Here is a 13,163-nt window from a genome sequence, read left to right on the forward strand (position 1 = left end):
GCGGCGCCGGGCTCAGCCCGCCGCCGCGACCTGGGCGCCGACCCGCGCCGCCTCCCGGAGCTCCTGCTCCCGGCGGCGGCGCCGGGCCAGCACCACCCGGCGCTCGGCGGCGGTCAGCCCGCCCCACACCCCGTACGGTTCCGGCTGCAGCAGCGCGTGCTCGCGGCACTCCAGCAGCACCGGGCAGCGTGCGCAGACCCGTTTGGCGCGCTCCTCGCGGGCCAGCCGCGCGGCGGTCGGCTCCTTCGAGGGTGCGAAGAACAACCCGGCCTCGTCCCGGCGGCAGGCCGCGCCGGAATGCCAGGGGTTGTCATCCGTGGGCCCGCGCCGTGCAGGGACGTGTGAACGGTTCTCGTCCAGACGGGCTTCTATCGGATGAAGCACAGCGCACTCCTGACGACAGCTCGGCGAGGGCACACACCGGCTGTGAAGCCAGGCGGTGTGTGCCCAGACCTACCCCGTCGCAACCGGATTCATGCATGCCACACGGAGCCGATCAACGGACTGTCAGGGTGCTCAACCCTCAAGGTACTTGCGGGCCTTGGCGGCCAGTTTGCCGAACCTGCGCGGCTTCGCCTCGACGCCGCCGAACACCGCCTTGCCCCGGACGGTCACCACCGGGGCGCCCGGTTCGGCGCCCTCCTGCTGGCGCACCTCGAAGCCGCCGAAGATCCCCGCCCCGCCGCCGCGCAGCGTCACATGCGGAGGGACCCTGATCTCGATCCCGCCGAAGACCGCCTTGCAGTCGATCACCAGCTCCGGCGCGTCGAAGGTCGCCTCGGTCAGGTCGATCTCCACGCCGCCGAAGACCGCCACCGCCCGCAGCGAGCGGCCCGCCCGGAACCGGCCCTTGCGCTCGGCCCCGCCGAAGATCGCCACCAAGTCGTCGGGCTGGGTGGCGGGCTGCGGGCCGGAGTCCGGCTCCCGCCGCGCGGCCGGGTTCGCGGACCGGTGCGAGGGCAGGTCCCGGGTCAGCGGCGCCAGCTCGCCGTGGGTCTTCGCCGCGTACACCGCGTCGATCCGTTCGGAGTGCTCCTCCGCGGACAGCCGGCCCTCGGCGAAGGCCTCGCGCAGCGCCTCGGCGACCCGCTCGCGGTCCGCGTCCGAGGCCCTGAGGTGATCGGCCGGATCGGCGTACGGCTGAGCGGTCGGCCGGGTGTCCTGCGGCTTCTTCAGGGGGTCCGGCAGCGAGGAGTTGTCCACAGGGTGAGGATAGTCACCCGCCCACCGCGACCGACAGTCCCGATCAGTACCCTGGGGAAGGTTCCGCCACGGCTGCCGGAACTGTCGCCGATGATTGAGGACCCGCCATGCCCGACTTCGCCTACACCGACCTGCTGCCGCTCGGCGCGGACCCCACCCCGTACCGGCTGCTGACCACCGAGGGCGTCAGCACCTTCGAGGCGAACGGGCGGCGGTTCCTGCAGGTGGAGCCGGAGGCGCTGCGGCTGCTCACCGCCGAGGCGATGCACGACATCTCGCACCTGCTGCGCCCGGCACACCTGACCCAGCTGCGCCGCATCCTGGACGACCCCGAGGCCAGCCCCAACGACCGCTTCGTGGCGCTGGACCTGCTGAAGAACGCCAACATCGCGGCCGGCGGCGTGCTGCCGATGTGCCAGGACACCGGCACCGCGATCGTCATGGGCAAGCGCGGCCAGAACGTGCTCACCTCCGGCCAGGACGAGGCGGCGGTCTCCCGCGGCATCTTCGACGCCTACACCAGGCTCAACCTGCGCTACTCGCAGATGGCCCCGCTGACCATGTGGGACGAGAAGAACACCGGCAGCAACCTGCCTGCCCAGATCGAGCTCTACGCGACCGACGGGGACGCGTACAAGTTCCTGTTCATGGCGAAGGGCGGCGGCAGCGCCAACAAGTCGTACCTCTACCAGGAGACCAAGGCGATCCTCAACGAGGCGTCGATGATGACCTTCCTGGAACAGAAGATCCGCTCGCTGGGCACCGCCGCCTGCCCGCCCTACCACCTCGCCATCGTGGTCGGCGGGACCAGTGCCGAGTTCGCGCTGAAGACCGCCAAGTACGCCTCGGCGCACTACCTGGACACCCTGCCCACCGAGGGTTCGGCCACCGGCCACGGCTTCCGCGACCTGGAGCTGGAGGCCAAGGTCCACGAGCTGACCCAGAAGATCGGCATCGGCGCGCAGTTCGGCGGCAAGTACTTCTGCCACGACGTCCGGGTGATCCGGCTGCCGCGTCACGGCGCCTCGCTGCCGGTGGCCATGGCGGTGTCCTGCTCCGCCGACCGCCAGGCGCTGGGCAAGATCACCGCCGAGGGCGTCTTCCTGGAGCAGTTGGAGAGCGACCCGGCCAGGTACCTGCCGGAGACCACCGAGGACCACCTGGACGACCAGGTGGTCCGGATCGACCTGGACCAGCCGATGTCCACCATCCGCGCCGAACTGTCGAAGTACCCGGTCAAGACCCGGCTCTCGCTCACCGGCACCCTGGTGGTGGCCCGCGACATCGCCCACGCCAAGATCAAGGAGCGGCTGGACGCCGGCGAGGGCATGCCGCAGTACCTCAGGGACCACCCGGTCTACTACGCCGGCCCGGCGAAGACCCCCGAGGGCTACGCCTCCGGCTCCTTCGGCCCGACCACGGCCGGGCGGATGGACTCCTACGTCGACCAGTTCCAGGCGGCCGGCGGCTCGATGGTGATGCTGGCCAAGGGCAACCGCTCGCAGCAGGTCACCGACGCCTGCGCCAAGCACGGCGGCTTCTACCTCGGCTCCATCGGCGGCCCGGCCGCGCGGCTGGCCCTGGACTGCATCAAGAAGGTCGAGGTGCTGGAGTACGCGGAGCTGGGCATGGAGGCGGTCTGGCGGATCGAGGTCGAGGACTTCCCGGCCTTCGTCGTGGTCGACGACAAGGGCAACGACTTCTTCGCCGAGCCCGGCCCGGCCCAGCCGCTGATCACCAGCATCCCGGTCCGCCCCGGGCAGTAGTCCGGCGGTCCGCGCTTTCCACGCCGCTCCGCCGGTCAGCCCGACGGTGGAGCGGCGCGGCACCCCGGGCGGTCCGTGACGGCGCAGTATTGATCCATGAGCGACAGTACAGATCAGCAGGCGTACCGGATCGAGCACGACTCGATGGGTGAGGTGCGGGTCCCGGCGGGGGCGAAGTGGGGGGCGCAGACGCAGCGGGCGGTGCAGAACTTCCCGGTGTCCGGCCAGCGGCTGGAGTCCGCGCACATCCACGCGCTGGCGCGGATCAAGGCGGCGGCCGCGCGGGTCAACGCCGAGCTCGGCGTGCTGGAGCCGGCGACGGCGGAGGCCGTCGCCATGGCGGCCGACGAGGTCGCGGCCGGGCACTGGGACGACGAGTTCCCGGTCGACGTCTTCCAGACCGGCTCGGGCACCTCGTCCAACATGAACGCCAACGAGGTGATCGCGACCCTGGCGAGCGAGCGTCTGGGCGCACCGGTCCACCCCAACGACCATGTCAACGCCAGCCAGTCGTCCAACGACGTCTTCCCCAGCTCCATTCACATCGCGGCGACCGCCGCCGTCACCCACGACCTGCTCCCCGCGCTGGAGCATCTGGCGCTGGCCCTGGAGCACAAGGCCGCGGCCTTCGCGGACGTGGTGAAGTCGGGCCGGACCCATCTGATGGACGCCACCCCGGTGACCCTCGGTCAGGAGTTCGGCGGCTACGCGGCCCAGGTCCGCTACGGCGTGGAGCGGCTGCGGGCCACGCTGCCCCGGGTGGCCGAGCTGCCGCTGGGCGGGACGGCCGTGGGCACCGGGATCAACACCCCGCCGGGCTTCTCCTCGGCCGTGATCACCGAGGTCGCCCGGACCACCCGGCTGCCGCTGACCGAGGCCAGGAACCACTTCGAGGCGCAGGGCGCCCGGGACGGCCTGGTCGAGCTGAGCGGCCAGCTGCGGACCATCGCGGTCGGCTTCACGAAGATCGCCAACGATCTGCGCTGGATGGGGTCCGGTCCGCGCACCGGGCTGGGCGAGATCAACCTGCCGGACCTGCAACCGGGTTCCTCGATCATGCCGGGCAAGGTCAACCCGGTGGTCCCGGAGGCCGTGGTGATGGTCGCCGCGCAGGTCATGGGCAATGACGCGACGGTGGCGCTGGCCGGGGCGAGCGGGAACTTCGAACTCAATGTGATGCTGCCGGTGATCGCCCGCAACCTGCTGGAGTCGGTCCGGCTGCTGGCGAACGTGGCGCGGCTGCTGGCGGACCGCACCGTCGACGGGATCACCGCCAACACCGAGCGGCTGCGCGAGCTGGCCGAGTCCTCCCCCTCGGTGGTGACCCCGCTGAACCGCTACCTCGGCTACGAGGAGGCGGCCAAGGTCGCCAAGCAGTCGCTGGCCGAGCGGAAGACGATCCGTCAGGTGGTGCTGGAGCGCGGCTACGTGGAGCAGGGGAAGCTGACGGTGGAGCAGCTCGACGCGGCCCTGGACGTGCTGCGAATGACCCGTCCCTGACCGCAGGCCTTCGGGAGAGTGCGCGGCAGGAGACTGCGCGGTCCGGAGACCCGCGATCGGGGACGGGCGGTGCGGGGCGCCTACTGGACCGCGATGTCGTCCGCGGAGTAGGCGCCCTGGGCGTACCAGCCATGCGTGTAGACGGTGACCGAGGTGGTGCTCGCACCGGTGGTGAACGGCACGGTCAGCTTCTGCCAGGACCCGCCGGTGCTGGCCCAGGTGCTGGCCGTGGCACCGCCGCTGACGCCGAGGTAGACGTAGCTGCCGTCGACCCAGCCGCTGAGGGTGTAGGCGGTGTTCGGTTTGACCGTGATCACCTGGGTGCACTGGGCGTCGTCGGAGGAGTTCGGCGTCGCCGTCAGCGCGTAGCTGCCGCTGTGGACGGTGCCGGTCTGCACGGTGGCCGCGCTGCTCGCCGAGCAGCTCCACGGTGCCAGCGAGCCGCTCTCGAAGCCGCCGTTCACCACCGCGTTGCCGCCGGACGGCGGCGTGGTGGACGGGGGCGGAGTGGTCGGCGGGGTGGTGGTCGGCGGGGTGGTGGTGGGCGGTGTCGTGGTGGGCGGTGTCGTGGTCGGCGGCGTCGTCGTGGGCGGCGCCGTGGTGGGAGGTGTCGTGGTCGGCGGGGCGGTGCAGCCTGCAGCCGAGCCGTTGGTGTCGGTCACGGCGTCGTTGAACAGCGTCGCCGCCGGGTCCAGGTCGTACATCGAGAACATCATGGTCCCGGCCAGGCCGTTGCAGTGCAGGTAGTCTGCCGTGGCCTGGATCGACCGGGCGTCCTCACCGCTCCAGAAGTTGCTGCCGTCGTAGAAGTACGCGGCCTGGGCGGCCGGATCCCAGAAGGTGTCGGCGGGGTTGTCGACCACGCCGGTCAGCTCCTTGTACATCCGCACCCCGGCGACGCTGCCGGAGTCGGGTGCGCCGGCCGCCGGTCCGGTGGCCGTCTGGAACAGGCCGTGGTTGCTGCCGGCCGGCACCCCGGTCCAGCCCCGGTAGTAGAAGGGGATGCCCAGGGTGAGCTTGTTCGCCGGGAAGCCGCCGGGGATCCCGTACTGCGGGTCGCCGACGGTGTAGGCCTTCACCGCCTCGTCCACCGAGTACTTCTCGTTGCCCGGCGGGACCGGGGTCATCGGGTCGTTCGGTCCGGAGTAGAGCGGCGCCTGGTGGTTGGTGGGCCCGGTGGGCTCCCAGCCGCCGTGCATGTCATAGGTCATGGCGTCGCCGAAGGTCAGGTACTGGCCGATGGCGTTGGTCTCGACGTTCGCGATCTTGTCCTGGCCGGACGGCAGCGCCGCGCTGAGGGCGTAGGTCTTCCCGTCGGCCGCCCCCTGGGCGTTGAGCTCGCTGCGGAACTCGGCGAGCAGAGCGGTGTAGTTCTGCTTGTCGGCGGTGCTGGAGTGGTTGCCCACGTGCCCGCCGCCGCCCGGGTACTCCCAGTCGATGTCGAAGCCGTCGAAGATGCCCTTGCCGGTACCGGCTCCGCCGTAGCCGTTCTGCGAGGGCAGGTTGCCCTTGATGAACATGTCGATGCAGGAGGACACCAGCGCCTTGCGCGAGGCGTCGGTCGCCGCCGCGTCGGAGAAGAACTTGGAGTAGGTCCACCCGCCGATCGACAGCATGATCTTCAGGTTGGGATACTTCGCCTTCAGTTCCTGCAACTGGTGGAAGTTGCCGACGATCGGCATGTTGTACGCGTCCGACGTGCCGTTGACGCTGATGGACGAGTCGAAGGATTTCCCGTAGTCGGCGAAGGAGTCGCCGGCGCCGTCACCCGCGTTGGGGTTGTTCTCGTCCTGGGACGCGGCGGAGTCGGCCTCGAAGCAGGTGTGGCTGGTGGGATCGATGTTCTCGAAGTCGTAGATCAGGTAGTCGAGTTTGCCGGCGATGCCCTCGGTGTCGAGGTTCTTGGGGTAGAAGGCGTTCTGGTAGATCGACCACTGGTCGTAGTAGCCGATCTTCAGGCCGCCGCTGGTCGCGGCGGCGCCGGTGGTGTTGCCGACGGTGCCGGCCGAAGTGGTCGCGGCCCCGGCGGAGGTCCCGAGCAGGGACGCCGTGAGTCCGGCGAGCGCGACGGCGCAGGCCGCCGCGGTCAGGCCGAGCCTGCGCACCCGCGGTGGTCGTGGTGGCTGAATCTGGGCGCGTTGCATGGTGCGTCCTCCCAAAGTGGGGGATGAGGGGGACGGGAAGCGCATGCGCATGCTGAGGGCAGGTACCTGCCATTCAATGTGGTACAGACCAATCGAACCGTCAAGGGGTCTGGACCAATCCAGCTGACGTCCAGTCAGCGGAGGGACTGCGACGACACCTTGACGACAGCACCAGAGGACGCGACAGCATCGGAGGCATCGATCGCGACGTCGGCCGCCGGCTGCAGCGTGGCGATCCGCCGCAACGAGGCGCCACGCTGGGCGATCGACAGACCGGTCACCGCCGTACCCAGCACGAGCCAGCCCGCCGGTCCCGCCGCCATCACCACGTCGGTCAGCAGCACCGGTCCGGCGGACCTCGACACCGACTGGGCCATCCCGGCCACACCGAGATAGGCCGGCTGCGCCCGGGCCGGCGCGAGGCAGACCGCGAGTTCCCAGGAGCTCACCGAGCGCACCAGCTCCGCCACGGTGACCAGAACCGCCGCACCCAGCAGCAGGACCGAGGCCGTCAGCGCCCCTCCGGCCGCCGAGAACGCCACCAGGACGCAGCAGCCGAGCACCGCCAGCCCATAGCCGCCCACGGCCAGAGCCGCGCGGCGCGGGCTGCCGACCCGCGCCGACACCGGCATCTGGAGCAGCACCACCAGTACGGTGTTGACGATCATGAAGGCCGGGACCACCGCGTGCGGGGCCGCGGTACGGCTGACCAGCCAGAGCGGCAGGCCGACGTTGAGGATCGCGTCGTCCAGGCCCAGCGGGGTGTCGAGCAGCACGAAGAGCAGATAGCCGGGGTCCCGCCAGGGACTGGGGCCACCCCCTCGGCGTTCGCCCCGGCCGCGCCCTCGGCCCTCCGCCGCAGCATCCGTCCGCACCGCAGTGTCCGTCTGCATCGCAGCATCCGGCCGCACCGCAGTGCCCGGCCGCACCGGCGCGTCCGGCGGAGTCCGCACCTCCCGGGTGCGTCCGACCAGCGCGGCCGCGGCCAGGAAGGAGAGAGCGTCACCCAGCACCAGGGCGCCGTAGGCGTCACGGGTCCCCACCGCGAGACCCACGGCCGCGATGCCCGCGCCGATTCCGTAGCCGGCGTTCATCACGACCCGCGAGAGAGCCCGGTACGTCGCCCGCCGCTCCCCGGCCGTACGGGTGGCGAAGAGGATCTCCCAGGTCTTGGCCGCCCGGTCCGCCACGCAGATGGCGGCGACCACCGGCAGCAGCGTGCCGAAACTGCCGCACACCAGCAACAGGCAGACCGCCGCCATGCGCACCAGATGGGATCCGATCAGCAGCGAGCGCAGCCGGTGCCGCCCGGCCAGCCAGCCCGCCAGCGGCGACCCGGCGACGGCCGCGGCCCCGGCCACCCCCAGCAACAGCCCCACCTGCGCGGCGTCCAGCCCCACCACGAAGGTGAAGTACAGCACCGAGGCCGTGGACCACACCCCGGTACCGGTCCGGTCCACGAGCAGGGCCAGCAGCATGGTGCGCGCGTCACGGCCCCCCGGCGGAGTGCGCAGCTGCGCGAGCAGACCGTCCCCACCCGGCCCGCGATCCGCCCGTCCCCACACCGCGCCGCGCATCGCAGGCCCCCCTTGCCATGAAGTGTCTTGACGTCAAGACAACGAGGCAAGTCTGCCCAGCCAGATAGCTTGATGTCAAGATACTTGATGTCGACAGACATCCGCCGTGCACACCGGAACACGGCTCCGCCCCGGGAGGGTTCCCTCCCGGGGCGGAGCCGTGCGTGGTGCCGGCGTCGGTCAGCTGGCGGTCAGCGCGGTGTCGTCGATGACGAAGCTGGTCTGCAGGCTGCCGTTCTCGGTGCCGGTGAAGGTCAGCGTCACGGCCTGGCCGGCGTAGGCGGACAGGTTGACGGTCTCCAGGGCGTAGCCGGTGTTGGCGTTGAGGTTGGAGTAGGTGGCGAGGGTGGTGCTGCCGGCCTGGACCTTGAGGGTGTCGTTGGCCTTCGTGGTGGTGGTCTCGGCGGTGTCGATGTGCAGGTAGAAGCTGAGGCTGGCGCTGCACCCGGCCGGGATGGTCACCTTCTGGGCCAGCGTGTCGGTGTGGGTGGAGCCGTAGCCGTCGAGCCAGGCGTCGTAGCTGCCGGAGTGGGCGGGCTCGCTGGTGGTGTCGCTGTTGATGACGCCGGCGGTCGCGGTCCACGGCGCGGCGCTACCGGTCTCGAAGCCGGGGTTGCCGAGCTTCTGGCCGGGGCTGGAGCAACCGGCCGCACCGTTGACGGTCCAGCTGAAGGTGGTGCTGCCGGAGGCCGAGGTGGTGTCGGTGGCCTTGACCGTCACCGAGGAGGTGCCGGCCGCGGACGGGGTGCCGGTGATCAGGCCGGTGGAGGCGTTGATCGACAGGCCGGCCGGGAGACCGGTGGCCGAGTAGGTCAGCGCGGAGCTGCCCGAGTCGGACGCGCTGACCTGCAGCGAGGCCGCGGTGCCCACGGTGCCGGTCTGGGTGCCCGGGTTGGTGACGGTGACCGTGTTGCTGGTCGTGCCGCCGCCGCCGACGATCGGGTGCGAGATGGAGCAGGCGTTGGTGTCGTTCGACCAGCTGGCCTGCTCGGCGAAGGTGCCGGTGCCCATGGTGACCATGGCCGCGCCACCCGCGGTGCCGGGCGCGAGCCAGGCGCACTCGTCCGAGTTCTCCTGGCCGTTGTAGGTGGCGTCACCGGTGTGGTTGGTCCAGCCGCCGGCCGGGTTCTGGTCGGACATCATCTCGTGCCACTCGTGGCCGAGCGTCATCGTGTAGCCGTCGAGGGTGCCGGACGAGCCGTTGATGAAGCCGACGCCGCAGCCCTGGCCCTGGTCGATGTTGTACGGCTGGTTCGAGAAGGCGACGTCGCCGTACGGGGAGGACGCGGCCCCGCCGGTCAGCGTGGTGTCACCGTTCCAGTCGTGCCAGGCGCAGTAACCGGTGTTGGGGTCCTGGTAGTTGTCCGGGTCGGTGCCGTGCGGCGAGAGCACGATGTAGTACGCGTCGCGGTTCGCCGCGGCCGTGGTGTTGCCGAAGTGGCCGGCCGCGGTGATGGCCTCCTGGGCCAGCTGGTTGCCGGTCGCGTTGCTCGGCGAGGCGGCCGAGTTGTCGTACCACACGCCGGACAGCACGCCACCGGCCTGGTACGGGATGAAGTTGGCGTTCGAGGGGCAGCTGGTCGCGCCGGTCGCCACGTTGGGCCCGTCGCACCACTGGGTCAGGTCGGCGGACCACAGCTCGTTGTTGGTGCCGATGCCCTTGAACATCTGCTGCGCGGCACCCGCGGCACCGGCCGAGTCGCCCGAGAACTTCGCGTTGCCGTTGCCGTCGGTGCTCTGCGTGCCCCACTGGGTGCCGTAGAAGACCAGGTAGACCTTGGAGTGACCGCTCTGGACGCCGATGCCGTCCACGCCGCCGCCGTAGGACAGCGTCTCCGGGCCGGTCGCGGCGGTCGCCGCGTGCTGGGAGGCCGCCCACGACTTCATCTTGCTGTTCTGCTTGACCGTCGGAACCACACCGTGCCGGTAGGCGTGCTGGTTCGCGGGGCTGTACGGGTTCGCCACGGAGTGGCTCTGCGGTGCGGCCGACGAGGCAACCGCCTGGGGTGCGGCGGCGGCGATCAGTGCGCCGGTGGCTATCGACAGTGAGACGACGCCGGTGAGGGCGGCTCGTCTGGTACGGCCGTGGGCGTGGGGGGTACCCATGGTTGAGGGTTCCTCTCTCGTACTGGTTATCCGCGTGCCGGTCGGCGGCGGGGAAACCACGTGCCTGGACAGGGGGAGCGAGAGCACACCTCTGGCGCGCCGGGGACCGGCCCTATTGCTCCACGTCGCAATATCCGCACACCGGAAAGCAAACTACGGACGGCAACGGCCGTATTGCGCTGGGCAATTACCCGTGCGCAGGGCGAAGCTGTCCGCGCAGTGGGGTGCTCTCCGCGCTGACGTGCAGCTTTGGGGCTGATCCTGAGGCAAGCAGAGGAAACTGAAGAAGTGTCACCACTTTGCGGGGTGCCGATCCTCTTCGGCTTGCCGTGAAGCAAAGCAGGCTTGGTGAACGCTGGTCAACAGCCCAGTCACAGTTTCACGGCGCCCGCATGTTACTTCCCGGTAAAGTCAGCAGGTGGGGAATGGTCATCGCGCGTAGCCCACCGATCGGGGGTAATTGTCCGACCATCTGGGGGTGCGCGAGACGACCTTGATCTGCTGTGCCCGGACACGGGGGCCCAGGACCCCCGAAGCCGGCCTCTGACGCACAGCCAGCATTCAGGAAACGTATAGACGAACCCGGTTCCCTGGCGGCACAGTTGGGCAATTGTCGTGCACAGCGCGACGCCCTTCCTGAGCCGACCGACCAGAACCGGAGCACCGATGTCCGACGGCACCACCCCCACCCAGGCCGAGCACCTGCGAATACGTCGCACCAGGCGGCTGATCCATGTGGGGAGTGCGATGGCGCTGCTCCTGGCGGGAGGCCTGGGCACGCTGGCCCTGGCCGCTCCACGCGCGGCGACGCCTACTCCTCCGTCGACGGCGGCCCAGGAGCGCGGGATGACCGCCGGGGCCCCGTTCCGGGACCCCGAGGACGCGGACACGGTCACCGACCCGCACCTGACCATCACCCTGGACGCGGCGCAGACCCGGTTCGACCTGTCCGGGCGCACCGTGTGGGGCCGGTCCTACAACGGGGACTTCATCGCCCCCACCATCCACCTGGTGCCCGGTTCCAGCGTGGCCATCCACCTGGTCAACCACCTGAAGGTGGCCACCAACCTGCACTTCCACGGGCTGCACGTCTCGCCCTCGGGGCAGTCGGACGATCCCTTCCTGTGCGTGGTCCCGGGCGGTTCGACCACCTACCGGCTGGCCGTCCCCACCGACCAGCCCCTGGGCACGTTCTGGTACCACAGCCACGCCATGGGCACCACCTGCCCGGCGCCCGGAAGCCCCGATATGAGCGACATGCCGGGCATGTCGGACCCGACCGACCCGACCGCCGCATCCGGCGCGACCGCTGCCCCGGGCGACGTGGAGGACCAGATCTTCGCGGGCCTGTCCGGCGCGCTGGTCGTCGGCGACGACCGCACCCTGCTGCCGGCGGCGCTGCGTCACATCACCGTGCACACCATGGTGCTCAAGGACGTCCAGATCGACGCGTCCGGCCACATCGTCCAGAACACCGCCACGACCTCGATCAACTCCAACAACCCGACGGTACGCCTGGTCAACGGGCAGCTGCGGCCCGTGGTGTCGATGCGCCCGGGCGAGACCCAGCTGTGGCGGCTGGTCAACGCCGGGGCCGACATCTTCTACCAACCCCACCTGAACGGCTACCACTTCACCGTCATCGGCGAGGACGGCACCCCGGTCGCCAAGGTCACCACCGCCGACACGCTCCTGCTGCCCCCGGGCAAGCGCTACGACGTCCTGGTCACCGCCGACACCAGGCCCGGCCGCACCTGGCTGCAGACCACCGCCTACAGCAACGGCCCCCAGGGCGACTCCTACCCGCAGGCCAACCTGCTGCGGGTCGACGTCACCGGCCGCCCCGAGCGCCCGCTGCCCGCCGTCTCCGGCGCCATCCCGACCGCCCCCGCCGACCTGTCCGGTGCGGCGATCGCCCAGCACCGCACCGTGAACCTGTCCGAGAACGACGACGGGACCGTCTTCTACATCAACGGCAAGCAGTTCTCGATGACCAGCTCCGTCTTCGCCACCCCGGCCCGGCTGGGCACCGTGGAGGAGTGGACCATCGTCAACACCAGCGGCGAGGACCACCCCTTCCACCTGCACACCAACGCGTTCCAGGTGATGTCGGTCAACGGCACCCCGCTGCCCTACACCAACGTCCAGGACATCGTCCCGGTACCGCACGCGGTGAACGGGGTACCGGGCACGGTCGTGCTGCGCGTGGCCTTCACCGACTTCCCGGGCACGTGGATGTTCCACTGCCACATCGCCGCCCACGAGGACAACGGCATGATGAGCTACATCAACGTCATCCCCTGATCCGCACCCCGGACCTGACCCTCCCGGACCTGACGTTCCCGGACCTCGTCGCAGGCCGGGGGCGTCGGGGCCGGTCGGGCCTGCTCAGCCCAGGGTCAGGTCGGGAAGCGTCGACAGGGCGCGCAGAGCCCGCAGGAAACCGGAGCGGTCGGCGGCGGGGAGGACGGTGAGCAGCCGTTCCTCGCCGTCCTGGATCGCGGCCTGCACGGTGTCCCGCAGCAGTCGGCCCTCGGCGGTGAGCGCCAGCAGGCGCACCCGTCGGTCCATCGGGTCGGGCTCCCGGCTGATCAGCCGGCGGGCCGCGAGGTCGTCCAGCACCGCGATGATCCGGGTCTTGTCCGCGCCGATCGCCTCGGCCAGCGCCGCCTGGGTGCGGATCGGCGTCTCGTCCAGGCGCAGCAGCACCGCGTACGCCCACATGGTCAGCCCGTGGGCGTCGAGGATCGGTTGCTCGGCGGCCATCAGGGCGCGCCCCAGGGGCACGACCATCGCCGCGAGATCGGGACGGGCCGTTCCCGCCGCTTTCTCAGCCATGCCATGAACGTACCGGTTGACAATTCATA

9 protein-coding genes are annotated in these 13,163 nt (G+C 70.6%); 3 read left to right on the plus strand and 6 right to left on the minus strand.

The window, feature by feature from the left end:
- Positions 1-12: 12 nt before the first annotated feature.
- Positions 13-384, minus strand: coding sequence for a WhiB family transcriptional regulator (locus ABH925_RS11410; protein WP_370147269.1), 372 nt, complete (start codon positions 382-384; stop codon positions 13-15).
- Between the two features lie 132 nt (positions 385-516).
- Positions 517-1,203, minus strand: coding sequence for a DUF1707 domain-containing protein (locus ABH925_RS11415; RefSeq protein WP_370147270.1), 687 nt, complete (start codon positions 1,201-1,203; stop codon positions 517-519).
- A gap of 107 nt (positions 1,204-1,310) precedes the next feature.
- Here ABH925_RS11415 and ABH925_RS11420 point away from each other — a divergent pair, with 107 nt between their 5' ends.
- Positions 1,311-2,969 (plus strand): fumarate hydratase, encoded by a 1,659-nt coding sequence (locus tag ABH925_RS11420; protein WP_370147271.1) that lies wholly within the window; start codon positions 1,311-1,313, stop codon positions 2,967-2,969.
- Positions 2,970-3,065: 96 nt separating this feature from the next.
- Positions 3,066-4,469 (plus strand): class II fumarate hydratase, encoded by a 1,404-nt coding sequence (locus ABH925_RS11425; RefSeq protein ID WP_370147272.1) that lies wholly within the window; start codon positions 3,066-3,068, stop codon positions 4,467-4,469.
- 80 nt (positions 4,470-4,549) lie between these two features.
- Here ABH925_RS11425 and ABH925_RS11430 read toward each other — a convergent pair whose 3' ends face one another.
- The 3 genes from ABH925_RS11430 to ABH925_RS11440 all read right to left on the minus strand — a co-directional run bounded on the left by ABH925_RS11430 (position 4,550) and on the right by ABH925_RS11440 (position 10,296).
- A complete protein-coding gene (locus ABH925_RS11430) occupies positions 4,550-6,613 on the minus strand; it encodes a glycosyl hydrolase family 18 protein (RefSeq protein WP_370147273.1) in 2,064 nt (687 codons plus the stop codon).
- A 134-nt stretch (positions 6,614-6,747) separates the two neighbouring features.
- The gene (locus ABH925_RS11435; RefSeq protein WP_370147274.1) at positions 6,748-8,190 is read right to left on the minus strand and encodes an MFS transporter; all 1,443 of its coding nucleotides are present in this window, start codon (positions 8,188-8,190) and stop codon (positions 6,748-6,750) included.
- Positions 8,191-8,370: 180 nt separating this feature from the next.
- Positions 8,371-10,296, minus strand: coding sequence for a putative Ig domain-containing protein (locus ABH925_RS11440; RefSeq protein WP_370147275.1), 1,926 nt, complete (start codon positions 10,294-10,296; stop codon positions 8,371-8,373).
- A gap of 666 nt (positions 10,297-10,962) precedes the next feature.
- Between ABH925_RS11440 and ABH925_RS11445 the strand changes: the two genes are divergently transcribed.
- A complete protein-coding gene (locus tag ABH925_RS11445) occupies positions 10,963-12,600 on the plus strand; it encodes a multicopper oxidase family protein (protein WP_370147276.1) in 1,638 nt (545 codons plus the stop codon).
- Positions 12,601-12,684: 84 nt separating this feature from the next.
- Here ABH925_RS11445 and ABH925_RS11450 read toward each other — a convergent pair whose 3' ends face one another.
- The gene (locus ABH925_RS11450) at positions 12,685-13,134 is read right to left on the minus strand and encodes a MarR family winged helix-turn-helix transcriptional regulator (RefSeq protein ID WP_370147277.1); all 450 of its coding nucleotides are present in this window, start codon (positions 13,132-13,134) and stop codon (positions 12,685-12,687) included.
- Between the last annotated feature and the right edge of the window lie 29 nt (positions 13,135-13,163).

This window comes from Streptacidiphilus sp. EB129 (genome assembly GCF_041262645.1).
Classification (GTDB): domain Bacteria; phylum Actinomycetota; class Actinomycetes; order Streptomycetales; family Streptomycetaceae; genus Streptacidiphilus.

Excerpts from the sequence above, each read along its gene's own strand:
- ABH925_RS11420 (WP_370147271.1), top strand. The coding sequence starts at position 1,311 with ATGCCCGACTTCGCCTACACCGACCTGCTGCCGCTCGGCGCGGACCCC.
- ABH925_RS11425 (WP_370147272.1), top strand. The coding sequence starts at position 3,066 with ATGAGCGACAGTACAGATCAGCAGGCGTACCGGATCGAGCACGACTCG.
- ABH925_RS11430 (WP_370147273.1), bottom strand. The coding sequence starts at position 6,613 with ATGCAACGCGCCCAGATTCAGCCACCACGACCACCGCGGGTGCGCAGG.
- ABH925_RS11435 (WP_370147274.1), bottom strand. The coding sequence starts at position 8,190 with ATGCGCGGCGCGGTGTGGGGACGGGCGGATCGCGGGCCGGGTGGGGAC.
- ABH925_RS11440 (WP_370147275.1), bottom strand. The coding sequence starts at position 10,296 with ATGGGTACCCCCCACGCCCACGGCCGTACCAGACGAGCCGCCCTCACC.
- ABH925_RS11445 (WP_370147276.1), top strand. The coding sequence starts at position 10,963 with ATGTCCGACGGCACCACCCCCACCCAGGCCGAGCACCTGCGAATACGT.
- ABH925_RS11450 (WP_370147277.1), bottom strand. The coding sequence starts at position 13,134 with ATGGCTGAGAAAGCGGCGGGAACGGCCCGTCCCGATCTCGCGGCGATG.